Source organism: Streptomyces lacaronensis (assembly GCF_047337785.1).
Lineage (GTDB): Bacteria > Actinomycetota > Actinomycetes > Streptomycetales > Streptomycetaceae > Streptomyces > Streptomyces lycopersici.
The window spans coordinates 9,682,827-9,707,362 of sequence record NZ_JBLHDK010000003.1; the positions used below are offsets into that span (position 1 = coordinate 9,682,827).

General features: G+C 69.8%; 24 protein-coding genes and 3 pseudogenes. 20 read left to right on the forward strand and 7 right to left on the reverse strand.

All coding sequences use genetic code 11. The annotated features are described in order from the left end of the window. Positions 1 to 68 precede the first annotated feature (68 nt). The 3 genes from ACMTAK_RS42195 (at position 69) to ACMTAK_RS42205 (ending at position 2,504) form a co-directional block, all read left to right on the forward strand. Positions 69 to 992: a LysR substrate-binding domain-containing protein gene (locus ACMTAK_RS42195; protein ID WP_413811013.1), complete on the forward strand. Its 924-nt coding sequence runs from the start codon at positions 69 to 71 to the stop codon at positions 990 to 992. A gap of 125 nt (positions 993 to 1,117) precedes the next feature. Continuing rightward, positions 1,118 to 2,056 carry a helix-turn-helix domain-containing protein gene (locus ACMTAK_RS42200; RefSeq protein ID WP_413811014.1) on the forward strand — a complete coding sequence of 313 codons (939 nt, stop codon included), beginning with the start codon at positions 1,118 to 1,120 and terminating at the stop codon, positions 2,054 to 2,056. 205 nt (positions 2,057 to 2,261) lie between these two features. Continuing rightward, complete coding sequence (locus ACMTAK_RS42205) at positions 2,262 to 2,504, forward strand: DUF5302 domain-containing protein (RefSeq protein WP_413811015.1); 243 nt, start codon at positions 2,262 to 2,264, stop codon at positions 2,502 to 2,504. A gap of 98 nt (positions 2,505 to 2,602) precedes the next feature. On the opposite strand, the pseudogene ACMTAK_RS42210 reads toward ACMTAK_RS42205, so the two are convergent. From ACMTAK_RS42210 to ACMTAK_RS42220, 3 genes and pseudogenes are all read right to left on the reverse strand, one after another. Next, positions 2,603 to 2,827 (reverse strand): annotated as a pseudogene (locus ACMTAK_RS42210) (transposase family protein); the annotation flags it as partial. A gap of 204 nt (positions 2,828 to 3,031) precedes the next feature. Continuing rightward, positions 3,032 to 3,454 (reverse strand): annotated as a pseudogene (locus ACMTAK_RS42215) (discoidin domain-containing protein); the annotation flags it as partial. 118 nt (positions 3,455 to 3,572) lie between these two features. Further along, the gene (locus ACMTAK_RS42220; protein ID WP_413811016.1) at positions 3,573 to 4,292 is read right to left on the reverse strand and encodes a hypothetical protein; all 720 of its coding nucleotides are present in this window, start codon (positions 4,290 to 4,292) and stop codon (positions 3,573 to 3,575) included. A 715-nt stretch (positions 4,293 to 5,007) separates the two neighbouring features. Between ACMTAK_RS42220 and ACMTAK_RS42225 the strand changes: the two genes are divergently transcribed. After that, complete coding sequence (locus ACMTAK_RS42225) at positions 5,008 to 7,134, forward strand: hypothetical protein (RefSeq protein ID WP_413811017.1); 2,127 nt, start codon at positions 5,008 to 5,010, stop codon at positions 7,132 to 7,134. Between the two features lie 303 nt (positions 7,135 to 7,437). Here ACMTAK_RS42225 and ACMTAK_RS42230 read toward each other — a convergent pair whose 3' ends face one another. After that, the gene (locus ACMTAK_RS42230; RefSeq protein ID WP_413811018.1) at positions 7,438 to 7,668 is read right to left on the reverse strand and encodes a hypothetical protein; all 231 of its coding nucleotides are present in this window, start codon (positions 7,666 to 7,668) and stop codon (positions 7,438 to 7,440) included. Between ACMTAK_RS42230 and ACMTAK_RS42235 the strand changes: the two genes are divergently transcribed. The 14 genes and pseudogenes from ACMTAK_RS42235 (at position 7,667) to ACMTAK_RS42300 (ending at position 19,201) form a co-directional block, all read left to right on the forward strand. After that, a complete protein-coding gene (locus ACMTAK_RS42235) occupies positions 7,667 to 7,825 on the forward strand; it encodes a hypothetical protein (RefSeq protein WP_413811019.1) in 159 nt (52 codons plus the stop codon). The two genes, ACMTAK_RS42230 and ACMTAK_RS42235, sit on opposite strands and share 2 nt — an antisense overlap. Positions 7,826 to 7,890: 65 nt before the next feature. Next, a complete protein-coding gene (locus ACMTAK_RS42240) occupies positions 7,891 to 8,847 on the forward strand; it encodes a LysR family transcriptional regulator (RefSeq protein WP_413811020.1) in 957 nt (318 codons plus the stop codon). Between the two features lie 222 nt (positions 8,848 to 9,069). Continuing rightward, positions 9,070 to 9,225, forward strand: a pseudogene (locus tag ACMTAK_RS42245) (FAD-dependent oxidoreductase); the annotation flags it as partial. 37 nt (positions 9,226 to 9,262) lie between these two features. Next, entirely contained in the window at positions 9,263 to 9,460 is a 198-nt protein-coding gene (locus tag ACMTAK_RS42250; protein ID WP_413813290.1) for a hypothetical protein, read from the forward strand. Next, entirely contained in the window at positions 9,457 to 10,875 is a 1,419-nt protein-coding gene (locus tag ACMTAK_RS42255) for an MFS transporter (RefSeq protein ID WP_413813164.1), read from the forward strand. The genes ACMTAK_RS42250 and ACMTAK_RS42255 overlap by 4 nt, the downstream gene beginning before the upstream one ends. 55 nt (positions 10,876 to 10,930) lie before the next feature. Next, positions 10,931 to 12,625 (forward strand): dihydroxy-acid dehydratase domain-containing protein, encoded by a 1,695-nt coding sequence (locus tag ACMTAK_RS42260; RefSeq protein ID WP_413811021.1) that lies wholly within the window; start codon positions 10,931 to 10,933, stop codon positions 12,623 to 12,625. Between the two features lie 27 nt (positions 12,626 to 12,652). Next, positions 12,653 to 13,942: an FAD-dependent oxidoreductase gene (locus ACMTAK_RS42265; protein ID WP_413811022.1), complete on the forward strand. Its 1,290-nt coding sequence runs from the start codon at positions 12,653 to 12,655 to the stop codon at positions 13,940 to 13,942. Between the two features lie 26 nt (positions 13,943 to 13,968). Further along, on the forward strand, positions 13,969 to 15,270 hold the full coding sequence (locus ACMTAK_RS42270; protein ID WP_413811023.1) for an aconitase X: 1,302 nt from the start codon (positions 13,969 to 13,971) through the stop codon (positions 15,268 to 15,270). Beyond that, on the forward strand, positions 15,267 to 15,716 hold the full coding sequence (locus ACMTAK_RS42275; protein ID WP_413811024.1) for an aconitase X swivel domain-containing protein: 450 nt from the start codon (positions 15,267 to 15,269) through the stop codon (positions 15,714 to 15,716). Before ACMTAK_RS42270 ends, ACMTAK_RS42275 begins: the two co-directional genes overlap by 4 nt. After that, positions 15,713 to 15,952 carry a hypothetical protein gene (locus tag ACMTAK_RS42280; protein ID WP_413811025.1) on the forward strand — a complete coding sequence of 80 codons (240 nt, stop codon included), beginning with the start codon at positions 15,713 to 15,715 and terminating at the stop codon, positions 15,950 to 15,952. Before ACMTAK_RS42275 ends, ACMTAK_RS42280 begins: the two co-directional genes overlap by 4 nt. Beyond that, positions 15,942 to 16,784, forward strand: coding sequence for an IclR family transcriptional regulator (locus tag ACMTAK_RS42285; protein ID WP_413811026.1), 843 nt, complete (start codon positions 15,942 to 15,944; stop codon positions 16,782 to 16,784). Before ACMTAK_RS42280 ends, ACMTAK_RS42285 begins: the two co-directional genes overlap by 11 nt. 127 nt (positions 16,785 to 16,911) lie before the next feature. Beyond that, positions 16,912 to 17,979, forward strand: a complete 1,068-nt coding sequence (locus ACMTAK_RS42290; protein WP_413811027.1) for a Rieske 2Fe-2S domain-containing protein — start codon at positions 16,912 to 16,914, stop codon at positions 17,977 to 17,979. Next, positions 17,976 to 18,245, forward strand: a complete 270-nt coding sequence (locus ACMTAK_RS42295; RefSeq protein ID WP_413811028.1) for a hypothetical protein — start codon at positions 17,976 to 17,978, stop codon at positions 18,243 to 18,245. The genes ACMTAK_RS42290 and ACMTAK_RS42295 overlap by 4 nt, the downstream gene beginning before the upstream one ends. Then, positions 18,242 to 19,201, forward strand: a complete 960-nt coding sequence (locus tag ACMTAK_RS42300; protein ID WP_413811029.1) for a PDR/VanB family oxidoreductase — start codon at positions 18,242 to 18,244, stop codon at positions 19,199 to 19,201. Before ACMTAK_RS42295 ends, ACMTAK_RS42300 begins: the two co-directional genes overlap by 4 nt. Positions 19,202 to 19,505: 304 nt before the next feature. On the opposite strand, the gene ACMTAK_RS42305 is transcribed toward ACMTAK_RS42300, so the two are convergent. Together ACMTAK_RS42305 and ACMTAK_RS42310 are read right to left on the reverse strand one after the other, a co-directional pair. Next, a complete protein-coding gene (locus ACMTAK_RS42305; RefSeq protein WP_413811030.1) occupies positions 19,506 to 20,759 on the reverse strand; it encodes an MFS transporter in 1,254 nt (417 codons plus the stop codon). 112 nt (positions 20,760 to 20,871) lie between these two features. Beyond that, positions 20,872 to 21,561, reverse strand: a complete 690-nt coding sequence (locus ACMTAK_RS42310; protein WP_413811031.1) for an isochorismatase family protein — start codon at positions 21,559 to 21,561, stop codon at positions 20,872 to 20,874. A 189-nt stretch (positions 21,562 to 21,750) separates the two neighbouring features. On the opposite strand from ACMTAK_RS42310, the gene ACMTAK_RS42315 reads away from it, so the two are divergent. After that, positions 21,751 to 22,611 (forward strand): LysR family transcriptional regulator, encoded by an 861-nt coding sequence (locus ACMTAK_RS42315; protein ID WP_413811032.1) that lies wholly within the window; start codon positions 21,751 to 21,753, stop codon positions 22,609 to 22,611. 66 nt (positions 22,612 to 22,677) lie between these two features. Here ACMTAK_RS42315 and ACMTAK_RS42320 read toward each other — a convergent pair whose 3' ends face one another. Next, positions 22,678 to 23,439 (reverse strand): pirin family protein, encoded by a 762-nt coding sequence (locus ACMTAK_RS42320; RefSeq protein ID WP_413813165.1) that lies wholly within the window; start codon positions 23,437 to 23,439, stop codon positions 22,678 to 22,680. A gap of 243 nt (positions 23,440 to 23,682) precedes the next feature. Here ACMTAK_RS42320 and wrbA point away from each other — a divergent pair, with 243 nt between their 5' ends. Further along, entirely contained in the window at positions 23,683 to 24,303 is a 621-nt protein-coding gene (wrbA, locus tag ACMTAK_RS42325; protein ID WP_413811033.1) for an NAD(P)H:quinone oxidoreductase, read from the forward strand. Positions 24,304 to 24,536: the final 233 nt, after the last annotated feature.

Genomic DNA, 24,536 nt, shown 5'->3' on the forward strand with positions numbered 1-24,536 from the left:
CTCGGGCATCATTCCCAGTGCATTATTAGTACGGAGTACTTGCGCCAGACGCACGAATGGGGAGGGCCGTGGCGGAGGAGCTGGATCTCAATCTGCTGCGCGTGTTCGACGCGCTGTTGGACACCGGCAGCGTCAAGGAGGCCGCCGTGCGCCTGCGCCTGTCCGCACCGGCGACCAGCCGGGCGCTGAGCCGGCTTCGGCGCGTGATGAACGACCCCATCCTGGTTCGGGCGGGCCGCGGCCTGGTTCCCACACCGTTCGCCCAACGCTCGGCTGTCACGGTCAAAGCACTGCTCGAAACCGCCGATCGGCTGCGGACCGAGCCCGCCGGCAGCGATCCGCGCTCCTGGCGGCGCACCTTCTCCATCCGCCTCAACGACGGCCTCGTTCCGGTCCTCGCCCCGCGCCTCACCCGCCGGATCGCCGACGAGGCGCCCGAGGTCCGCCTGCGGTTCGTCCGCCAAGACTCCAAGGAACCCGACCTGCTGCGGGACGGCTCGATCGACCTCGATGTCACGGTCGCGGGCCCGCCGCCGCCCGACATCCACGCCTCGACATTGTTCACCGACCATTTCGTCGCCGCCGTCGCCGCCAACTCCGAGCTGGGCCGGGCAACGCGACTGACCCTCGATGACCTGTGCCGCTTGCCCCATGTCTCGGCCTCGCGACGCGGCCTTGCCCGAGGTCCCCTCGATGACGCCCTGGAGCGGATCGGGCGTTCCCGTCACGTCGTGGCGGTGGTGCCCACCTATGCCGTGGGTGCTCTTATGGCTCTTGAGCAGGACGTCATCTGTCTCATGCCGCGCGTGCCGACCGCCCACCTGGTCGAGCGAGGGGTCCCCCTGCGCCATCACGAGGTTCCTGTCGACCTGCCCACCGCCGACGTCGAACTGCGTTGGCACCGTCGCGTCAACGACGACCCCTCCTCACGATGGCTTCGCGGCTGCGTCCGTGAAGCCATCCGCCCGCTCACCGCAATCCCGGGTGTCTGACCCTGCGCGCCGAGAATGTCATCCGTCCTGGTCGGAGGCCTGCACCCGGGCTGGCGGTGGTCGGCCTCGTCGCTTGAGTCGGCGCTCTCGCGTAGCGGGTAGTCGACGCGTCATGATGATCGACCGTGCTGCTGCGACTGGCCTACCTGGGAGTGACCAACGCGTTCGCGATGCTGCGTCTGCTGCCGATGGGCGACCGGGGCAAGGATGCGGAGATCCTGGCCCTCCGCCATCAGGTCACAGTGCTCGAGCGCCAACTCGGTGGTGATCGAGTACGGTTCACGCCGAGCGATCGGGCGTTCCTGGCGGCGCTGCTGCACCGGCTGCCGTTGCCGGTTCTGCGGCGTGTGCGGCTGCTCGTGCGTCCTGACACGGTGCTGCGCTGGCATCGCGACTTCGTCAGGCGCCGTCATGCCGCCTTATCGCGTCCCAAGCGACCCGGTCGACCTCGTACGGCGCGGTCAATCCGGATTCTGGTGCTGCGTCTGGCGAGGGAGAATCCGCAGTGGGGGTACAGACGGCTGCACGGCGAGTTGCTCGTGCTGGGGGTGAAGGTGGCCGCCTCGACCGTCTGGAGGATCCTGCAGGATGCCGGCGTCGATCCGGCGCCCGACCGGAGCTCCAGCACGTGGGCCGACTTCCTGCGCTTCCAAGCCGACGCCCTCCTGGCCTGTGACTTCTTTGATGCGGTCACCTTGTCCGGCGCGCGGATGTACGTACTCGTGGTGATCGAACACAGCGGTCGCCGCATCCGGGTCCTGGGCGGCACCGCACACCCGACCGCATCCTGGGTCACACAGGCGGCGAAGAACCTGGTCATGGATCTTGAGGAACACGAGCTCCTGGACCGGACCTTGATCTGGAACCAGCGACACCTCCTCCACGCCCTACGGGAGTTCGAGGAGTTCAACAACTCCCATCGACCGCATCAGGGCATCGCGAACGCCCGACCGCTACACCCACTGCCCACACCAATCGACGGTCCGGACAAGTTATGCCACCGCGACATACGACGCCACGACCGCCTTGGCGGCATCCTCCACGAATACAGACATGCCGCGTGACCTGCACGGACGAGGTATTCGGCAAGCGCAGCGTCGCGGCGGCTGAGAGCCGTCGCCCTGATAGTCGAAAACTTCCGACCCCGGAACGGAAAACCTCCAGCCCGGCCCGAAACCCTTCGGTGCATACACCTACGAGATGAACGCCCTCGTGGTGCGCTCGGCATGACAAGCTGTACTTCCCACTGCCCGACCCCAGGAGGTCGCCATGACCGCAGAGTCTGCATGCAAAGAAGGTTCGGAGCCGACCGACCCCGAGACGTCCGCTCTGGTGCCCGATAGCGACGGCCACTACGACCTGAAACGCAAGTTCCGGGAGGCCCTGGCGCGCAAGCGCAGTGCGCAGGCGGACGCCGCTGACCTCGCTGCGAACGTCGAGGCGTCGAAGGTCCGTAGGGCGAACAACCCGGCTGCGAGCCAGCGGTCGTTCCGGCGCAAGAGCGGCGGCTGAGTCAATGAGCTCTTTCAGTATTGCCGCTCCAGAGTCGCGTAGCCGGGCATAGTCGGCAAGATCCACAGCAGCCGCCCGACCGGGTCGGTCACCATCTACACGTTTACTCCGTGTCGGCGGTGCTTGTGGGAGAAGTCGGCCCGGCCGTCGCCGACCCGGTCGCACTCTGCCAGGGTGCCGTCGAGCAAGACGTAGTCCGGGTCCGCCTCGCGCAGGGCACGCAGCAGGCCAGGAGAGCGGTCGGCAAGCAGGCCGACGACGGCTGTCGTGTAGGCGTGGGCGGTGCCGACGGAGATGCCGAACCCGGTCGCGATCTGGGCGACCAGAATGCCCTCGGCCGGTCCGTCGGAGAGGACGACCGTGTTGCCGTACACCGAGATCGGGTTGGCGCCGCCGCGCACGACGAGACCGGCACGGCCGTCGATGTCCAGCCAGCCGCCGCGGCTGGTGAGGTCCGCCTGCGGCCAGGCGACCAGGTCGGTCCAGTTCTGCCCGTCGACCGATCCCTGCATCCGGTACGCGCGGCCCGCCGCGGTCTCCCAGCGCAGGGTCACCCGGTCCACGTCCAGGGCCGCGCCCAGATCGACGGCGAGCCAACTGTCCGCGCGCGGACGGTCCGCACGGGAGATCGCCCAACGGGTTGAGCCGTCGCCGTCGACCGCGAGTGCGGGTTCTTTGCCCGGGTCGAAGGAGGACGCGGAGGCCGTCGCCCCGGCGCCGCGCGCCAGGTCGGCGCCCGCGGCTGAGTCGCGTATCTCGAAGGCGTACAGCGAATAGCCGTAACTGGGGTCGGGGCGTGCCCCGAGCATCCGTAGATGCCGGAACCGGCCGCGAGGAAAGGTGAGTTCGTCGGCCCGTGGGCCGGTGGGAGTCGAGGAACCGGCCTGCGCCGCGACCGTCGCGCTTCCCTCGGCCGCCCGGTACGTGCGGCTTCCGTCCAGCTCCGGCATCCCGGGCAGGTCCAGGTTGTGCACCTCCAGGTGGCCTTCCCCGGCGGCCGTACCGGAGGTCGCGCACACGACCGTCCCGGTCGGGAGCGTGGTGAAGCCGCGCGCCTGCTCGAAGAGCTCACGCTGCGACAGGGGGTTGCACCGGTGCGTGCCCGGACCGGGCCCGCCACTCGTGGAGCGGATAGCTGATGGCCAGTTCGGCGCGCGCCTCGGGTTCGTACTTCGGTTCACCCGAGAACTTCGCGAGGCGGTACTGCGGCGGGTACGGCTGGTAGGCCTCCAGACGTTCGGCCAGGGCAAGTTCGCAGCGGGCCGCGGCGCGGTCTCCGGCCACCTGCGCGAGGAAGGCGAGCGGGATGGCCCGCCTCGTTGCGGCTCCACCGGCCGAAGGCGCCGCGCCATGCCTCGTACCGCGCGTCGTCGCTCGCCCAGGCGAGGCCGGGGGCGAGCGCCTGGGCGTAGATTCCCATCTCCTCCAGCTTGGTTCGGCCTGGAAACCGCCGTCGAGACCGCGCGGGTTCCAGCCGTCGGAGTCGGGATCGTCCCCCGTGCCCAACACGGCGGTGTACTGGGCCTGTTCGCGGACGATGGTGTCGACGTTGCGGCGCGTCACCTCGTCGAGGTCGTCCCACAGCAGCCGGGCCGCCAGGACGAAGTAGGACTGGAAGGGGGTGTCGAAGAACAGTTTCCGGCCCCACTCGGTGCCGCCGGTCAGTCGGTTCGACGCCGCGAAGTGCTTCAGGGTGGCGAGGGTACGGGCGCGCAGCGCGTCCTTGTCGACTCCGGCGAGCTCGGCGTCGTACGGGCCGCGGGTCAGCAGGACGGCGTTGCCGAGCACGACCGCGAAGCCGAAGTCCTTGGCGGCGTAGTGGCCTTGGGCCGTGTCCCACTGTTGTTCGGACCAGCGGGTGTGGGTGAGGAGGACGCGGTAGTACGTGTCGGAGACAGGGGTCCATTACCGGATCGGGTCCGGCCGCCGCGCCGACTCCGGCGGCCGCCGCGGCCAGGGCCTGCTCTGATCCCAGGACGAGTGGGGAGGCGGTCAAGGCGCCGGAGACGCCGAGCAGCTGAATGATGTGACGGCGTGTGAACTCCGTGGGCTGGCTGCGGCATGTGGCGGCTACCTTTCCATCGACAACGTTGTCAGGCGGCCGCGGTCATTCTTCGGGTGCGCCATGGGCGAGTCAAGGGTGCTGTCGCTTGTTGGTGCACTCGATCAACTCGACGGATCGCATACGGCCTTGGAGGTCGGTCAATTGGGCCGTGCGGCCCTGTTGACCGACCCGTCGAACGCTGCTTAGGTGTCACGACGGTGAAAGCGCTTGCCGTTGCTGGTGTTTCCCTGGTGAGGCTGATGCTTCCCTGGTGGCCGCCGACGGGTCGCTGGCCCACCTGCGAGAAGGGACTGGCTGCCCCGCCAGTCTGACAACGTTGTCAAAGACGGTGAACGACCAGGCGTCCACCGCACCTACCAACTCCTGCCGTCACCGTCACCGCCGCCGAACTCCGTACCGACCCGCTCCTCCCTCCGACGACGAAGGGTGATGCCCGTCATGTCCCCACTGAGCCGCCGTCTCTTCCTCGGCACGGCCTCGGCCGCCTTCCTGGCGGCAGGCACCGGATCCGCCGCCGCGCTGTCGGAAAGCATCCGGCGCAGAGCGAGAAACTGGACCTTCGAGAACGACTCCCTCAGGGCCACGGTCACCTATGAAGACGGTGGCATCCGCCTCACCGGACTCCTCAACAAGCGTGCGGGCCGCCACTACCTGGCGGCTCCCTCACTGCTCTTCGCCCACGAACTCGACGCCGCAGACACCGTGCGCGCGGACGACGGAGGGTGGCGCCTGGGAGCGACGACCAGGGAACTCATCACCGTGCGCACGAAGGAGAGGTCCTGGCGGGTTGGGGAGCGCGTCCGCATCCCCCTGCGCAGAACCGCGCCCCGACCGTTCCTCGTCACCCTGGTCTTCGAGATCTACGACGGCGACGCGGGCCTGCGTTACTTCACCCTCGTGCGCAACGAGGACACGGCCCGCGAACTCACCCTCACCCGCTCCACCGTGATCGACCTGCGACTGCCGGACGAGCCGCACACCCTCCACTACGTCCCGAACATGAAGTGGTTCAGCACCCGGGGGTCGTTGAGCACCGACCCGGTCGGCAGGTCCTGGCCGAAGAAGGCTCTCACCGTGTACGACACCGGGGACGGCTGGAGCATGAGTCCCGAGCTCAACTGGAAGACCCAGCGTGGTAACGGCAACTACCCGACCGACTACATGTTGCCGCCGTTCGCGGGCATCAACGCCTGGCACGAGCAGGACACCGTCTCCGTGGACACCCACCCCGAGGCGCTGCGACTGACGCTGTTCCCGGGTGAGGAGTTCGAGTATCTCGCGGTGAACCTCACGGTCTTCAAGGGCGACGTCGTCGACGGCAAGATGGCCGAAGAGCTGCACTTCCGCAAGCGCTTCAAGTACCACCAAACGACCACGCTCTTCCACCAGAACGACTGGGACTACCGCGGCGGCCCGGGTCACGAACTGCCCGCCGGCTACTACTACGACACGGTCATCCCGCAGACGAAGCGGGCCGGCCTCGACATGGTCATGCTCGACGACTACTGGAACACCACGCGCGACACCATCGAGCCCAGCGACTCCATGAAGAAGTCCATCACCAGCCTGGCCACGCTGTCGAAGACCCTCAAGGACAACGGACTCGGCTTCGGCCTGTGGTTCTCGCTGACGGGAGACGGCCACCTCAAGGGCCGCGACCTCGCCGACCCGGCCCAACTCGCTTACAAGCGAAGCCAGATCGAGACGCTGCTCAACGGCTACGGCGTCACCCAGCACATGATCGACCTCACCGAGTACTGGCAGAACGAGCGGGCGACCGTCTACTCGCACGCGAGTGACAACGTCTACCGGAAGGCCGTCCTCACCCGGAACATGCTCAACGACCTGGTGACGAAGAACCCTCAGTACCTGGCCAAGCTCACCAGCGAACTGGACATCGCCCCCACCCAGGGCGACCGCAACAACGGTTTGCTGCACATCGCGTACAACGGCTGGAACACCTCCAACGGAGGGATCACCGGAGAGGACCTGTCGCTGCGCACCGCACTCACCGCGTTCGGACACCTGCCGATGGCCGCGACGTACATGAACGGCGGCAAAATGATCGGCCGCATGGAGGACTACTACTCCTACATGGCCGTCCGCGCGGTCAAGTTCCCCCAGGACCCCGGCGACGCGACCAAGTGGCCGGACGCGGCGGTGAAGTTGATGGGCATCTTCAATGCCTGGCGCAGGCGGCCCGAGATCACCGCACTGACGGACGGCCCGTTCCTGCCCGTCTACCTGGGCCAGGGCTGGGACACGACGGAGTGGGACAGCAGCAAGGGCCCGTACGTGTGGATGTGGGCGGACGACTCGCGCCGCACCGCCCTCCTGATCGCGACCGCCGCCGGCACCGCGCAGACCGCCGTCGATGCCAAGGTGCGCTGGCTCAAGGACCGCACGACGTATGCCGTCACGGACATCACCATCGACGACGACGGCACCCAGGCGCACACCCCGAGGGGGCAGTTCACGGGCGAGCGCCTGCGCACCGATGGGCTGCCGGTCGACCTGTCCGAGAACACCTCGAAGGGCAAGGCGTTCTGGCTGGAGGCGACGTAGGCGCGGGGCGCGCACATCGCGGGTCCGACAGGCCGGCGTGGCCGGACCGGCCCGGCCCCGCGTCGGTCAGCTCGAAGAGCGCATCCGCCCGCTTGTAGAGGCAGTCGTGGGACTCGACACGAAAGTGGGACAGCATGCTCAGCGCAGCATCAGCGGGACCCGCAGGAGCCACCCTCTTCACGGCGGCCGTTCCGTCACGCGACGTTGCTCGACATCTCGAAGCGTGAAGAACGGCCGTCCTGTTGTCTCAGGAGGAAGCCTAGATCAGCAGGTCAGGTGACCCAGCGAGGTCAAACACCAGGCTTACTCGCCGGTCTCGCCGGGCAGCCAGTGCAGGGCGAACCAGAGTTCCACGTGTACGCCGGGGTCCTGCAGGTCGAGGGTGGCGAGTTGTGCAGGGTCGTCCCCCGGGTGCGGTTCCTGCGCGGAGCGTGGGGGCGTGTGGTGGCCGTGGACCACGATCCAGTGTCCGGCTTTCGTCGTGCCGACGGGCGCGAGGGCGGGTGTGACTTCGGCCGGGGTGGCTCCGAGCATGAGCCGTACCAGTGCGCTGGCGCTGTGGGTGTCGGTGCCCAGGGCGCGCCTCGCGGTACTGGTCCTTGCCCTGGGTGATGTCGACATCACCCAGGGCCTCCATAGGCCGCCGACCAGGACGGACGGCGATCGCACGGTGGCCGTGGGCCGGCCCTGACCGCGGAGGCGGCCCCGACAAGGAGGATGGAAAAGCCGGCGTGCGTGCGGCAGAATCCGCAGCACATGAGCCTACGGCAGTCCCGTCCCACACACCTCGCGAACCTCGACCTCAACCTCCTGGTGACGCTCCGAGCACTGCTGCGCGAGCGGAACGTCACCCGGGCCGCCCGGAACCTCGGCGTTACCCAGCCCGCCGTCAGCGCCGCCCTGTCCCGGCTGCGTCGGCATTTCGGTGACGAACTGCTCGCCCGGGTAAACGGTGCCTACGTCCTGACCCCGCTCGCCGCGCAGCTGGCCGGACAGGTCGAGACGGTGTGCGCGGCGGCCGAAAGGCTCTTCGCGACCGGTAGGGCGTTCGACCCCGTGACCACCGAGCGGGAGTTCAAGCTGCTGATGGCCGACTACCAGGCGACGGTCCTGGGCCCCGCGCTGTCACGGCTGTTCGACCGCGAGGCGCCGCATGCGGCGCTCCACCTCCAGCTGATCAGGGAGACCCTGGGCAGTGGCGCGGGCGATGCGATCCGGCTCGTCGACGCCATGGTCTCCCCACCGCTCGGCCATTTCCGTACCCCGGGGGTCGAGTCGGCTCCGCTCTTCCATGACCGGTGGGTCTGCGTGGTGTCCGCCGGCAATCCGCTGTGCAAGGCGGAGTCGTTCGGCATCGAGGACCTGGCGCGGCTGCCGTGGGTGGTGCCCTACCACCGGGACGAGGGCTACCCGTCGGCCGCTCCGGCGACCCGGCAGCTGACCGCCCTGGGCATCCGGCCACGGATCGCCGTACGCGTGGAGAGCTACCGGGCCGTACCCGACTTCATCACCGGAACGCGGCGGGTGGCGCTCGTTCCGGAGCGGCTTGCCGCGCCGCTCGCGTCCGCGCGCGGGCTGCGCACGCTCACCTGCCCGGTACCGCTCGAACCGCTGGAAGAGCATCTCTGGTGGGACGCGAGCCACGACGAGGACCCGGCACACAGCTGGCTGCGCGACCTGGTGGCCCGGGCGGCAGCCTGCCTCGGAGCATAAACGCCGTTGATGCCGCCCAGTCGAACGCTCTATTGACCTGGGCATTCCCTCCGGCGAAGCGGGCTGCCTACGGTGCGGGGCACGCAATGAGAGCCGCGTTCGCGGCACAGCCCCCTTCCACAGGAGTCCTCATGGCCCATGCCCTGACCGAGCCGCAGGTCCATACCGTCACCAAGCCCCTGGGCATCACGGGCCACCGGCTCGACGCCGAATGTGCGCGTGGTGGGGTCGGGCGCCTCCGGCATCTCTGCCGCGATCGAGAGCGCGCAACTCGGGCGGGACGTCCTCCTGGCCGACAGCCTGCCCGTGCTCGGCGGGCAGATGGTGAGCTCGCTGCTCGGGCTGTTCTTTCGGATGGGCGGGCTTCTTCCAGGCGACTCGGATCGCCAACACCGCGCCCCTCGGTGTGATCTTCGTGGCGACGACCGGCAGAGCCGCGCTCGGCGCGGTCGTCACCCGCGTCCCCACCCTGGCCGGTCCGGACCGGGACCCGCCGACCATCATCCGCACCGGGGACCGGGTCTGCGTCGACGCCGGCCACGGCACCGTCACGGCCCGCACCGACCCCGCACACCGCCACACCCTCCCCTCAACGACGAGGAGACGTCCATGAGCGCCCCCCGACCTCTCGTGGAACTGGCCCCGATCATCGAGCGCCAGCGTGCGAGCCGCTACTGGCTGCTGATGTACGCCGTCTGCTGTCTGATCACCTTCCTCGACGGCTTCGACTTCCAGATCCTGTCGTTCGCCGCCACCTACATCCGCAAGGACTTCGGGCTTACCGGGACCCAGCTCGGCACCCTGGGCACGGTTGGTCTCTTCGGCACCATGATCGGTGCGCTGATCATGGGTTATCTGGCGGACCGGATCGGACGCCGTCCCACCATTGTCGCGTCGGTCGCCGGTTTCGGCGTCTTCATGCTCGGTTTCGCCTATGCGGACACATACGAACACCTGTTCGCTTTGCGGTTCGTGTCCGGGCTTTTCCTCGGCGGGGTGCTCCCGCTGACCTGGGCCCTGGCGGCCGAGTACGCGCCGAAGCGGTTCCGGGTGACCGCCGTGGCCATCATCATGGTCGGCTACACGCTCGGCGGCGCCGCTGGTGGTCCCGTTTCCAACTGGCTGATCCCCGCCTACGGCTGGCGATCGGTGTTCGTCGTCGGCGGCGTCTGTTCCCTGCTCACCGTCCTCGCGGTGCTGCCGCTGGTGCCCGAGTCGGTGAAGTTCCTGGTGCTGAAGGCCCGCCCGGGCAGCGATGAGCGCGTTTCCCGCATCCTGCGCCGCTTCCAGCCGGGTCTGTCCATCGAGCCTGGGACCCGCTTCATCACCGAGGCCCAGGAGCAGGCGCACTCGGGGCAGCGGTTCAGCCCCGTCCAGCTCTTCCGTGGCCACCTCGCCGCCATCACGCCCCTGCTGTGGCTGGTCTACCTCCTCTCCTCGGCGCTGATCTACTTCCTGGTCTTCTGGACCCCGATGATCAACGAGCGGATGGGGTTCAGCGTGAGCGCGGCCGCCACCATCGCCGCCCTGGCGAGCGTGGCGGGCGCTGTGGCGCAGCTGTTCATCAGCCGGTTCGTCGACCGCAAGGGGGCGGGCATCATCCTGTGGATGCCGCTCGCGGCCGTCGTCTGCATGCTGGCACTGGGCACGGGAGTTCTCGGCCCGGCCGTCTACGTCGCCTTCGTCATCGGCGCCAAGATGTTCGTCAACGGCGGTCATGGCGGTATCACCAGCATCGCCGGCACCTTCTACCCGACGGCGATCCGCGCCAACGGCGCCGCCTGGGCGTCCTCGGTCGCCAAGGTCGGCGCCATGGCCGGTCCCTGGCTCGGCGGTGTCATCCTCGACGCCGGTCTTGGGCCACAGGGCGCGTTCACCGTGTTCGCGGCCTGCCCGGCCGTGATGGTGCTGGTGCTGTTCGTGCTCGGCCGGGTCCAGCGCCGGCTGCCGGCCGACGCGGAGGGAGCGCTGTCCGTGGAGGCACCCACGACCGGCGTGGCGCCGGTGAGAACGGCGGCTCCCTCCTGACCGACGCCTCCACCACAGAAGCAACCACGAAGAACGAGGAAAGAGTCAAGGGATAATGTCCACCGAGCCGCGCAGCAATCATCCGATCGGGTCGTCTCGCTGGGCGACGACGCGCACCCAGTGGAAGGCGCTGGGCTACGACGACGAGGAGATCCGCCGGCCCAAGATCGCCATCGTCAACTCCTCTTCCGGGCTCGCGCCGTGCTTCGCCCATCTCGACAAGGTGGCGGAGGCCGTCCGCCAGTCGGTGTACGACGCCGGCGGGCTGGGCTTCGAGATCCGCACCGTCGCGCCGACCGACTTCATCATGGCCGCCGGCCGGGGTGGCGGCTATGTGCTCTCGGGCCGCGACCTGGTGTCCTATGACATCGAGGCGGTTGTCGAGGGCGCGCGGCTCGACGGGATGATCTGCCTCGCGTCGTGCGACAAGACGACGCCCGGCCAGCTGATGGCGGCCGCGCGGACCGACGTCCCCACCGTGATCGTCGCCTGCGGCTATCAGAGCTGCGGTGTCCTCGACAACGGCCGCCGCGTCGACATCGAGGAGGTCTTCGCCGATGCCGGCAAGCTCGCCGCGGGCGCCATCAGCTTCGACGACCTCTGCCAGATGTCCGACCGCGCCATCACCGGCCCCGGCGTCTGCCAGGGGATGGGCACCGCCAACACCATGCACATCGTCGCCGAGGCGCTCGGCATGGCGCTGCCCGGCTCGGCCCCCACCCAGGCCAACAGCGAGACGATGTGGGCGGCCGCGCGCGCCGCGGGCCCGGTCGTCATGGCGGCCGTCGAGGCGGACCGGCGCCCCAGCACGGTGATGACGCCCGCCGCGTTCCGCAACGCGGTGACGGCGGTCATCGCGGTCAGCGGCTCGATCAACGCGGTCAAGCATCTGGAGGCGATCGCCGCGGAGTCGCCGTACGACATCGACGTCCACCGGCTCTTCGAGGAGATCGGGCGGGAGGTCGGGCCGATAGCCGCGGTCCAGCCCAACGGGCCCACGACCATCGACGAGTTCGACGCCGCGGGCGGGGCCCGGGGCGTGCTCCGGCAACTCGGCGACAGGATCGACGGCTCGGCCATGACGGTCTCGGGCACGTCGATGGCCGAGGTCGTCGCCGGCGCCCCCGTCGACGCGGAGGTGATCCGCGCCGAGCCGATGCGCCCCGAGTCCACCATCGCCGTGATGCGCGGCAATCTCTGCCCCGACACCGGAATCGTGAAGTTGTCGGTAACAGAGCACCGGGCCCGCGCCTTCCGCGGTACGGCGCGCGTCTTCGAGTCCGCGCCCGAGGCCACCGAGGCGATCGAGCGCGGCGAGGTGCTGCCGGGCGAGGTCCTCGTGCTGCGGGGTCTTGGCGTCACCGGCACCCCGGGGATGGGCATGGCCTCCAGCGTGGTCTTCGCGCTGGCCGGCGCCGGCCTGAGCGAGGAGGTGGCGTTCGTGACCGACGGGCAGCTCTCGGGGCTCGTCAACAAGGGCATCGTGGTCGGCGAGATCTCGCCCGAGGGAGGCGTGCCCGGCCCGCTGGGGGTCGTCCGCACCGGTGACCAGATCGCGATCGACGTCCCGAACCGGACCGTCGACCTCCTGGTCGACGACGAAGAGCTGAACCGTCGGATCGAGGCGTACGCCGAAACACGTGCGCCGCAGACCTGGCCGGCGCGGCCCGGCTCCTGGCTCGGCGTGTACGCCGGCGCCGTGGAGCCGCTCGACCGAGGCGCCACGCTGCGCCGGACCGCCGCCAACTGACCACCATCTCCTGGGAGAGGCCACACCATGCCCCACCCCCTGTCCGATCTCGTCGTCCACACGGTCACCAAGCCGGCCGACGATCCAGCCGAACGGCTCGACGCCGACATCCTCGTCGTCGGCGCCGGCATCGCCGGGCTCTCGGCGGCCATCCAGGCACGCCGCCTCGGCCGCGATGTCGTTCTCGTCGACGCGCTCCCGGTCCTCGGCGGCCAGTGCGTCAACTCGATGATCGGGCTCTTCTGCGGGATCTACGGCAACGCGCCCGACTACCGCCAGCTCACCCACGGGATCTTCGGTGAGCTCTTCGAGGCGCTGGAGAGGACCGACGACCTCCACTACAACCGCACCCACACCCAGACGGTGACCTACGACGAGGTCGCCCTCGGCCGCTGGTTCGAGAACACCGTCGAGGAGCTCGGCATCCGGGTGGTCCTCGGCGCCTCCGTCAGCGGTGTCGGGATCGAGGGCGGCGTCATCGAGCGGGTCGACTTCGCCACTCGCTTCGGCCCGGTGAGCGTCACCGCCCGCGGTGTCGTCGACGCGACCGGCGACGCGGCCCTCGCCTGGGAGGCGGGCCTGCCCTGCCAGGTCCCGGACCGTACCGTCTGGGGCTCCCAGCAGATCCGGCTGGAAGGACTCGACGAGTCCGGCAAGCCGGAGCCCGCCCAGCTGGTGGCCCGGGTCGACGAGAAGGCCGCCGAGTACGGCCTGGTCCGCCGTGACGGGCTCGCGTTCTTCTTCCCGGGCCGCAACACGGCGGTGATGAACATGACCCACGTCGAGGCTCCCCTGGGCGCGGTCGAGGCCGCCGACGCACAGCTACGGGGCCGCGCGCAGGCGGACCGGGTCGTGGAGTTCCTCCGGCGGGAGTTCCCGGCGGCGTTCAAGAACGCCCGGGTCCGGGCCTATGGATTCCCGGGGCGCCGACAGACCCGCTGGCTCGCCGCCGCCCACCAGCTGACCCTCGACGAGGTGCGGGGAGAGACGAAGTTCGAGGACGCCGTCGCCCGGACGGCCTGGCCGGTCGAGCTGCACGACCGGGCCGAGGGCTACATATGGGAGACCTTCGGCCCCGACCACGTCCACTACGTCCCGCTGCGCAGCATGCTCTCGCCTCAGGCGCGCAACCTCCTGGCCGCCGGACGCTGTGTCGACGGGGACGCCGCAGCTCTCTCCAGCGTCCGGGTAATGGGCCCGTGCTCGGCGATGGGCCTCGCCGCCGCACACGCCCTCGATCTGACCCTGGGCGAAGACGTCCACCAGGTCGACCTGACGGCGCTGCGCGACCGCGTCCGCGAGAACGTCGAGGACTGAGAACGTCGAGGACTGAGGAGGAGCCGATGGTCGCTTTGACAGACGAAGAGAAGGCCATGCGCGACGGCCGTGACGGCGCTGCCGTCGCGGCGGCGATGGACCTGCTCATCAGATACGCCGACGCACTCGGTGCCGAGCACCTGTGCGAGACCCGCAACGTGGCGGGGACCAACACCCAGCCCTCACCCGCCAAGACGAAGCTGTTCGAGGAGGGCGGCTGGTCGAAGGCGTTCGCGGTCATCAGCCTCGACTGCGACGACGACATCGAAGTGCCGCGGATGAAGGTGCCGACCTGCCAGCTCCAGCACGGCTTCGGCGACGACGCGCTGGGGATCATGCCGTACTCCGAGCGCAACATCGAGCTCCAGGCCGACGCCGAGTCGTTCTACAGCTCCAAGGGCGTCAACATCCTGGCCACATGCACCCCGTACCAGGTGGGCAATCTGCCGACCTACGGCGAGCACATCGCCTGGATGGAGTCCTCGGCGGTGGTCTACGCCAACTCGGTCCTCGGCGCGCGCACCAACTGTGAAGGGGGCGCCTCGACCGGGTCGGCGAGCATCACCGGCCGGATCCCCTGCTGGGGCAACCACCTGGTGGAAAACCGTTATGGCACCCATCTGATCGAGTCCGGGCTGCGGATGACCGGCTTCCAGGACTGGGGCATGTTCGGCTACTTCGTCGGCGACGCGGTTCAGGAAGCGCGCCCGGTCATGGTCGGCGACCTCGGCCAACCCGACCTGGCGGACCTGAAGCACTTCGGGGCGGCCGCCGCCTCCTCGGGCGGCGTCGAGATGTACCACATCCCGGGACGCACCCCCGATGCGCCGACCCTGGAGGCCGCCTTCGGCGGCGCCGCCCCGCCCGGGCCGCTGCACTACGGCGAGGCGGAGCGCCGCGCGATCTACGACTCGCTCAACTCCATCGGGAACAGCGAAGATGTCGACTTCGTGCTGATCGGCTGCCCGCACGCCTCGCTCGAGCAGATCGGCCGGGTCGCGCGGGCGCTCGAAGACCGCACCCTGTCGGCCGGGACCGAACTGTGGGTCATGACCCCGCGCGCGCTGCGTGCCGTCGCGGACCGCAACGGGTGGACGGCCACCATCGAGCGCGCCGGGGGCCGGGTCCTGACCGACTCCTGCCCGGCCATGTCGCGGGCCGCGCCCACGGGCACCAAGGTATTCGCCACGGACTCGGCCAAGCAGGCGCACTACCTTCCGGCGATCCTCGGCATCGAAGCCTGGTTCGGCACCACCGAGGAGTGCGTCGATGCCGCCGTGACCGGTCGCTGGCGCGGCTCGCTGACGCCCGCGGCGGTGGTCCGATGACCAGCGCCGCAGGGACCCGGCGGCTCCTGCTCCGCGGCCGCGGCATCGTCCCGGGGCGCGTCGAGGGCCAGGCCCTGGTCTCCCACGAGACCATCTCCGGCTGGGGCGGGATCGACCCGGCCACCGGCACCATCATCGAGCGCAGACACGAGCTCTACGGTGTCTGCTTCACCGGCAAGGTGCTGGTCTTCCCCGGGGCCAAGGGTTCCTCGGGCTGGTCCGGCTTCTTCCAGTCGACCCGCCTGATGGGCACCGCTCCGCTGGCGATGGTCTTCACCAACCTGACCACGAAGGCCGCCCTCGGCGCGATCGTGACCCGCGTCCCCACGGTGACCGAGTTCGACGACGACCCGGTCGCCAAGATCGCGACCGGCGACCGGGTCGAGGTCGACGCCGACAACGGACTGGTGATCGTGCACGGACCGCGGCCAGGTCATCCGCGATGACGAGCCCGCGCTCCACCGTCGGCTCGGTGGCTGTCGTCGGCTTCACCGGTGATGCGGCGCTCGCCGCGGGCGATCGGTTCGACGTCGTCGGCCCGGGTCGTCCCGACGACCTGGGCGGGGCCGTCACGGCCGCCTTGAAGGAGGTCCGCTCCGGCCGGTGCGCGATCGTAGGGGCGTTGGTCCCGGCGATCTCCCGCGAAGAGCCCGAGCGTCTCGGAGTCGGCGGTGCCGGGTAAGAACGCGGCGTCGGGCGGGCGCGACGGCCGTTCCCTCAGCGTCCGCACGCTCGACGTGCTCGGGGCTTTCGGTGCCGCCCGGCCGCGGCTCACCCTCTCGGAGCTCTCCCGGGCGAGTGGCCTCTCGCTCACGACCACCCACCGAATTGTCACCGACCTCGTCGAGTGGGGTGCGCTGGAAGAGGCCGATGGCGGCTACCAGGCCGGACTCCGGCTCTGGGAGGCGGCGTGCGCGGCGCCCCGCGGGCTTGCTCTGCGGGAGACCGCGCTGCCGACGATGGAGGACCTCTACGAGGCGACCCACGAGAACGTGCAGCTGGCCGTGCGCGACGGGCTCGACGCCGTCTACGTGGAGCGCATCACCGGCCATGGCGCAGTCCGGGTTCTCACCAGGGTCGGCGGGCGCTTCGCCCTTCCGGCCACCGGCGTCGGACTGGCGCTGCTGGCCCATGCGCCTCGGGAAGTTCAGGAGCGGGTGCTGGCCGAGCCGTTGCGGCGTTGGACGCCCTACACCGTCACCGACCCCGCGGTGCTCCGCATAATGCTCGCCGAGGTGCGGCGTACCGGGACAGCCGTCAGCGACCGCCAGGTGACCGACGACGCGTTCTCAGTCGGCTGCCCAGTGCGCGGCGTGGGCGGTGAGGTGGTTGCGGCGCTCTCCGTCGTGGTGCGCTGCGACGGCCCCTTCACCCCGATGGTGCTGACCCCTGCGGTGCGGGCGGCGAGCCGCAGCATCTCCCGGGCCCTGGGCTGGGAGCCGACCCGGCCGACCCGTGGTCGGCGTCTGCCGGGCGCGAGCGGGGATTCCTTCCGAACATCGGAAGTCCCCTAGGTCGCCGAGGGCGCCGCCGGTCACCGTTGGGTTCAGCCCGGTCGTCGCACCGGGCCCTGGTCCCGGGTTCGCCCACCCGAACCCTGGTCCGGGGTTCGGGTGGGCGAAAGACAGAAGGAGAAAACCGATGCCCAGTTGGCCCTTGAACCAGTGGTACATCGCCGCGTACAGCGAAGAGATCGGCGACGGCCTGCTCGGCCGCACGATCTGCGGAGAGCCACTCGTCTTCTACCGGACCGGCGAAGGCGAGGTCGTCGCGCTGGCCGACCGGTGCGTGCACCGCCGATACCCGCTGTCGCGCAGCCACCTCAAGGACGACCAGATCATCTGTGGCTACCACGGCTTCACCTACGACAAGACCGGCGTCTGCGTCGCCGCGCCGGCCCAGAAGCGGATCCCGCGCACGGCCCGCGTCCCCGCCTGGACGGTCCGCGAGCAGGACTCGCTGGTGTGGGTCTGGATCGGTGACCAGGAACTGACCGACGACGCGCTCATCCCACGGGCACCGTGGCTGGACTCACCGGACTACACGGTCGTCCGCGGCGTGGAGCCACTCAAGGCGCGTTACAGCTTGCTGGTCGACAACCTGATGGACCTCTCCCACGAGACCTACCTGCACGGCGGCTACATCGGCACGCCGGAAGTCGCCGAGACGCCGATCACGACCGAGGTCGACGAGGACGCCAACGTCGTCTACGTGAGCCGCCACATGGACGACGCCGAGTGCCCGCCGTTCTACTCCCAGTCCACGGGCATCGAGGGTCGGATCACCCGCTGGCAGGACGTCGAGTACCACGCGCCGTGCCTCTATCTGCTGCACAGCCGGATCGCTCCGGCCGGTATCCTGCCGCCGGAGGAGGGTCCGGACGACCAGGCATTCCACGTCGAGGTGACCTACGGGATCACCCCCTCGACCGAGCACGAGACCCTGGACTTCTGGATGGTCTCGCGTGACTTCGCGCTCAACGACGAGAAGGTCACCGAGTTCCTCGCGACCAACAACCACACGGTGGTCATGCAGGACGTCGTCGCCCTCGACCTGCTCGAAGAGGTCGTCGAGAGCGAGAAGGAGGACTACCAGGAGCTGTCGATCAACATCGACACCGGCGGCCTGGCCGCCCGCCGGCTCCTCGCCAAACTGGTCGCCCGGGGTGAGAGCGAGACGGCCGAGGCAGAGCCGGTGGCCACGCCATGAGCAGCCTGGACCAGTTCGGTTCCGCCGCCCCCGTACACGCGGATCTGCCGGCGCCGACCAAGATGCTCAAGGGACGGACCGTCTACCGGGTGGTGTGGAAGCTCCACACCGACGTGCTCGTCGGCTATTGCTGGTGCGGCGCCGGCCACGAGGACATCGACCCCATCGCCTTGTGGGAGTGGCTGCTGGCGCACCCGGACACGCACGGCGGCGGCCAGGCCGACTCCGTGGCACCCGACCCCGAGCCCGAGCTGGTGGACGCGTGAACACTGAGATCGAGCTGGATCTGATCGTCGCCGACGCCGCGGCGGTCACCGCGGACGTCCGGCTCCTCGAACTGCGCAGCCCCAACGGGGCCGAGCTGCCGGCGTGGTCTGCTGGAGCCCACATCGACCTGCTGCTCGATGACGGGCTGGTGCGGCAGTACTCGCTGTGCGGCGATCCGGCCGACCGCGACCGCTGGCAGGTAGCCGTGCTGCGCGAGCCGGAAAGCCGCGGCGGGTCGGCACACGTCCACGACAGGCTCGGCGCGGGCGACCCGATCAAGGCACGCGGCCCGCGCAACCACTTCAAGCTGGAGCCGGCGGCGGCGTACGTCTTCGTGGCGGGCGGCATCGGCATCACGCCGATCCTCCCGATGCTCGCCACAGCCGACGCCGCCGGCGCCGATTGGCGGCTCTACTACGGTGGCCGCACCCGGGGCTCGATGGCCTTCGTGGACAACCTTGTGGAGCGCCATGGCGACCGCGTCGTCGTCTGCCCGCAGGACGAGACCGGACTTCTCGACCTGGACCGGATCGTCACCGGCCGTCCGGCCGGCGCGCTGCTCTACTCCTGCGGGCCGGCGCCGCTCCTCGACACCCTGGAGACCGCGTGCGCGAGTCTGCCGGCCGGCACGCTGCGGACTGAACGGTTCACGGCGCTCGAGGCCGACCCGGACGCCGTCTCCGAGGGTTTCGAGGTCGAGCTGGCCGGCTCCGGACAGGTTCTGCGGGTGCCGGCCGACAAGTCGATCCTCGACGTGATGGAGGACGCCAGCATCGAGATCCTCTCCTCCTGCCGGGAAGGTACCTGCGGCACCTGCGAGACCGGCGTCCTGTCGGGCGCGATCGACCACCGCGACGTATTGCTGACGAGCGACGAGCGAGCGGCCAACGATGTGATGTTCGTCTGCGTCTCGCGGGCTGCTCCCGGCTGTTCGAGGCTCGTCCTCGACCACTGATCGCGGTCAGCCGGACCCGGCAGTTCTCCGCACCGCACCCGTGCCACCAAGCACCACGGCGGCTGTTCGCGACTGCTTCTCCCCACAGTCTCGCCTGCGGCACCATGTCCCCATGGCCGCTGTGGGGTTCCGCACGCCCCGGCTGGCCCACGGCCGACTCCTGTTCGGCGATCCAGGCAGCCCGCGTCAGGCCGACCGCCTGGTGGAGCGGCTCGTGGGTGCACCTTCCGGACCTGGGGCGGGCTGGTCGAGTCGGCCGGGCGCGGCGCTGCGCGGGTCTCGGACCCGGCGGCGAACGGTGTGCTCAGCCGGTGCTGCCGGGGCGGCGGGCGAGCACACCGGCCGTGGTGAGCAGGGCGAGCATGACGCCGGTGAACCACGTCATCGCGGTGGTCACGGTGGTGTAGCGGGTGGCGATGCCGAGGCCGATCGCGGGCAGGGCGAGGCCCAGGTAGGCGACGAGGAAGAGCCCGGCGAGGGCTTCGCCGCGTTTGGCCGGCGTGGCCATGGCGACGACGGTGCCGACCGCGGACTTGAACAGCACTCCGGCGCCGCTGCCGGCCACGATGCCGGCCACCAGGAACACGGGGAGGCCGGCGGTCTGCATGCCGATGGCAAGTGCGGCCACCCCGGCCGCCTGGGCGAACAGGCCGAGGTTCCTGCGTACCTTGGCATCGAGCCGGCTGGTGAGCGTCTGCGCCGCCGCAGAGGCGGCGAACACGGCGAACACGGTCAGCCCGGCCAGTGCGCGGGACGGGTGGTGCAAGGTGTGGCCGACGAACCCGGGGGCCAGCGAGGTGAACAGGCCGAAGACCGCGAAGGACGCGAAGCCCGCGGCTGCGGCGGCCATGTATCCGGCCGGGTCGCCGTGGTCGGCGCTCACGCGCTGCGGGCGGTATGCCGGCCTGGCCGGCTGCTTCTCGACCGTCTCGGGGGTGAGCGCGACCGCGGCGATGCTGATCAGCAGCAGGGCGCCGAAGATCAGGTAGGGCAGGCGCAGTGGCGCGTCGAGGTACTCGGCGAGGAGGCCGGCGACGAGCGGGCCGAAGCCGAGGCCGCCGATGTTGGCCGCGGTGGAGACGATCTCGAACCGTTGCGACGAGGCGCCGGGCCGGTGCGCGCTGTGCAGTTCGTGCAGGTGCGCGGTGGCGGTCGCGGTGAGCATGCCGACACCGAGACCGGTGACCAGCCTGGCGACGAGGAGGACCGGCAGAGATGGCTCGGCGAGGAACAGCGCGGCGGCGACCAGCTCGAGCGTCAGCGCCGTGATCAGGACCTTTCTCCGGCCGAGCCAGTCCGAGACGTGTCCGGTCAGCAGCAGACTGGTCAGTACGCCGACGGCGTAGACGGCGAAGACGATCGTGACCGTGAACGTGGAGAAGCCGTCTCGTGCCTGGTACAGGGGGTACAGCGGCGTCGGGACGGTGGAGAACGCCATGGCCGTGACGAACGCCGAGGCGATCATCCAGAATCCGGCACCGTGCCTGCGGGCCGAGTGCCGCTTGCCGACCCCCTCGGCAGGTGCCCGGAAAGCGTGCCTGAGTGCGGACAACGACATGTGAGTGCTCCGTTTCCGTGGAGGTTGTCGGTCGCCGTCTGGGATCGACGCCGACCGTGGGGTCGGTCACTGCCCCGGACCCACCGGTCCGGGGCAGCAGCGACGGGATTTCTCAGGCCGGCCGGCCGTGGGCCTGGGCCCACTTGACCTCGGCCCCGGCGGCCTCACCGCCGGTGGCCTCCGCCTGGGCGCGACCCACCGACTCCATGACGGCCGCGTAGCCCGGGCTGACACTCGCGTAGACGCCGCCCCAGTTGGCCCAGTCGTCGCGGGCCCAGGTCTTCTGGAGCTCGGCCGTCACGCCGAGGACGTCGACGACCTTGACGCCGGCCCGGCTCAGGCGCTCGATCGAGATCCGCTGCGCCTCGTCGGAGTAGGTGCCCGAGGCGTCGATGACGGCGTACACGTCATATCCCTCGGCGAGGGCCGACAGCGCGGGCTCCACGACGCAGATGCTGGTCATGATGCCGGCGACGAGGAGCGTACGGCGGCCGGTCTGCTCGACGGCGCGGCGGAAGCCCTCCACGTCCCACGCGTTGATCTCGCCGTGACGCTGGACGTACGTCGCCTTGGGCGCGTTCTCGAACACCTCCGGGATCAGCGGGCCATTCGGTCCCTCGGGGACCGACGCGGTGGCGATCACCGGGGCGCCGGCCAGCGTGGCGGCCTTGGCCAGGGCGGCCACGTTGTTGCGCAGCTCGCGGACGTTGACGTGGTTGACGATCTGCAGCAGACCGCTCTGATGGTCCACCAGCAGTACCGCGGCGGCTGCGGGATCGATGAGGCCGTTGTTGCTCGACACAATGTCTCCTTGGGCCAGGGGCGGGCGTCCGGCACTGGGCCGAATGCCGTCGTTCACCAGCAGCGCCCTTGCTGCTGACGACCTCTTCAACCCGGTGCCACAGCGGCCGCTTCCCATGTCAAGGAGATGGCTCGAGATAACGGTAATCTCCAACAGAGATAGTTTTGGTGTCGGCCGTACGGAGACGGAATGGATCTTCGGCAGATGGAAGTCGTCGTCGCGGTCGCCGAGGAGGGCGGCTTCAGCGCGGCGGCGCGACGCCTGCACGTGGTGCAGTCCGCGGTGTCCACCACGGTGCGCGCTCTTGAGCGCGAGCTAGGGGCATCGCTGTTCCACCGGACCACCCACCGGGTGTCCCTCACCCCGGCGGGCCATGCCTTCCTCCCGGCCGCCCGCGCCGCGCTGCAGGCCGCCGAACAGGCCCGCGCCGCCGTTGACTTGGTCAAAGGAGAGCTCCGGGGAGAGATCACGATCGGCGTCATGCAGGGTCTCTACACGGGCCTCGCCCAGGCGCTGGCCGCCTTCCGCCACCAGCATCCGCAGGTGAGTGTCAGGCTTAGCCAGGCGCCGGCGGACGACCTCCTGCAGGCGCTGCGCGACGGCACCACGGATGTGGCCGTCGTGGCGCTGGCCTGTCCCCAGCAGCGAGGACTGGCCGCACGCGTGCTGAAGGAGGAGGAGATGGTCCTGATCACGGCACCGAGCCGCGCCGTGGAACCCGAGCGACCGGTCACCCTCGCCGAGGTGGCCGACCTGCCACTGGTGGACTTCCCCGTCGGCTGGGCGATCCGGCACTCGGTCGACCGGGCCTTTCGTACGGTCCTCGTCAACCGCGCCGCCACCTTCGAGGTCAACGACATTCTGGGCGCCACCGACCTGGTCCGCCATGACCTGGGCGTGTGCATCATGCCGGAATCCCTGGCCGCCCGCTTTCCCGACCTGACCGCACGCCGGTTCGCCCGGAACGCACCGACCTGGAAGGTGATGGTGGTGCATCCCCGCGGGCAGGTTTCTCCGGCCGTCGCCGCGCTGCTGCGCCACATCAAGTAGGTGGAAGGCGCGGGAGGCGCCGGACGCGTCATAGCCGGGCTGCGGCCCGGGCGGGGGCGGGTGGGGTCAGGTCATGGAGATGGCGGCGTTCATCTCCCACATGAGTACCTCGGCGCCGTCGGGGCCGCCGGTGACGCGCTGGCCCTCCGCACCGGTGATCCGGACCGCGTCGCCGGTGGCCAGTGCTCCCGCGCCCTCCAGTTCGGTGCTGCCGCGCGCGACGAAGAGGTGGACGAAGGGGGCGGTGGCAATCTCCAGGGTTTCGGCGGGGCGGATGCGGGCGACGTGCAGGGCGGCGTGCGTCTGCCGGATGCCGATCGCGCGCTGGTCGCCGTGCCCGGGCATGCCGGAGGCGAGAGTGGTCCAGCCGCCGAGGGCGAGTTGGTCGTTGATGTCGAGCTGCTCGTAGCCGGGGCGGATGCCGGACTCGTCGGGGATGGTCCACATCTGGATGAAGTGGACGGGGTCGTGGTGCTCGGGCTGGCCGGTAAGGGTCCAGGAGTCGTTCTTCTCGCTGTGAAGGATGCCGGTGCCGGCGCTCATTCGCTGGGCGAGGCCGGGGTAGATCACCCCGTTGTGGCCCTCGGAGTCCTGGTGGACGAGGCTGCCGTCGAGGACCCAGGTGATGATCTCCATGTCCCGGTGGGGGTGGGTCTCGAAGCCGGTGCCGGGGGCGACGACATCGTCGTTGGAGACCAGCAGGAGCCCGAAATGGGTGTTTTTGGGGTCCCGGTGGTGCGAGAAGGAGAAGGAGTGGCGCGAGTCGAGCCAACCGGTGCGGGTGTGGAAACGCTCGTTGGCGCGCCGGATGTCGAGGGGGCGGGTCATGGCGCTGTCCTTCCTGTCCTTGCTGTTCGTGCGGCCGGGGGTGCCGACCTTTTGCATAGTTGAATGTTGTACAACACTGGAGGCAGGGTTATTCCCGCCACCCCACAGGGGGGATCGTCTTCCATTTGGTTCACGGTTCAACTAGTGTCCGGTCGGCGAGCACGGACCCTAAGGGTGAAATCTGTCATGGGCATCTTCAGCCGCAATCGAACGAACGACACCAACGGAACGGAGACCGCAACCGTGAGCACCCCGATCAAGGTAGCCGTCGTCTACTACTCCTCCACCGGTACGATCGCCGAGGTCAGCAAGCAGATTGCCCAGTACGCGGAGAAGTCCGGCGCCGAGGTCCGCCTGCGCAAGGTAGCCGAACTGGCTCCGCAGGAGGCGATCGACGCCAACCCTGCTTGGGCTGCCAACGCCGCCGCCACCGCCGACGTCCCTGAGGCCACCCCGGCCGACATCGAATGGGCCGACGCCGTGATCTTCGGTTCCCCCACCCGCTTCGGCAACATCGCCTCGCAGCTGAAGCAGTTCATCGACACGCTCGGCGGCCTGTGGGCCCAGGGCAAGCTCGCCGACAAGGTCTACAGCGGCTTCGCCTCCTCCGCCACCATGCATGGCGGCCAGGAGTCCACCCTGCTCGCCCTGTACAACTCCTTCCATCACTTCGGCGGCATTGTCGTCGCCCCCGGCTACACCGACCCCGCCAAGTTCGCCGACGGCAACCCCTACGGCACCTCCCACGTCGACGCCCAGGGCAACAACCCCGTCGACCAGACCACCCGCGAGGCCGCCCGCGTCCAGGCCGAGCGCATCGTGCGCATCACCACCGCCCTCAAGGCCGGCCTCGCCACCGCCTGAGCCCGCCCAGCGGAACACCGCTCCCGGGCCGGTCGGCCGTATGACGTCACGTGCGGCCGGCCCAGACGGTGACCCGTTCAAGGCCGCGGACCGGGCCGCCAGCCACACGGCCCGCACACAGCAGGCCGCAGGAACGTCGCTCGGCTCAGCCCTGCCGCCATCAGAGTCCCGGACAGCTCCCCGCTCAGCCGGCCGCAGCCGCCCGTCGCCTCCGCAGACGACCGCCAAACGGC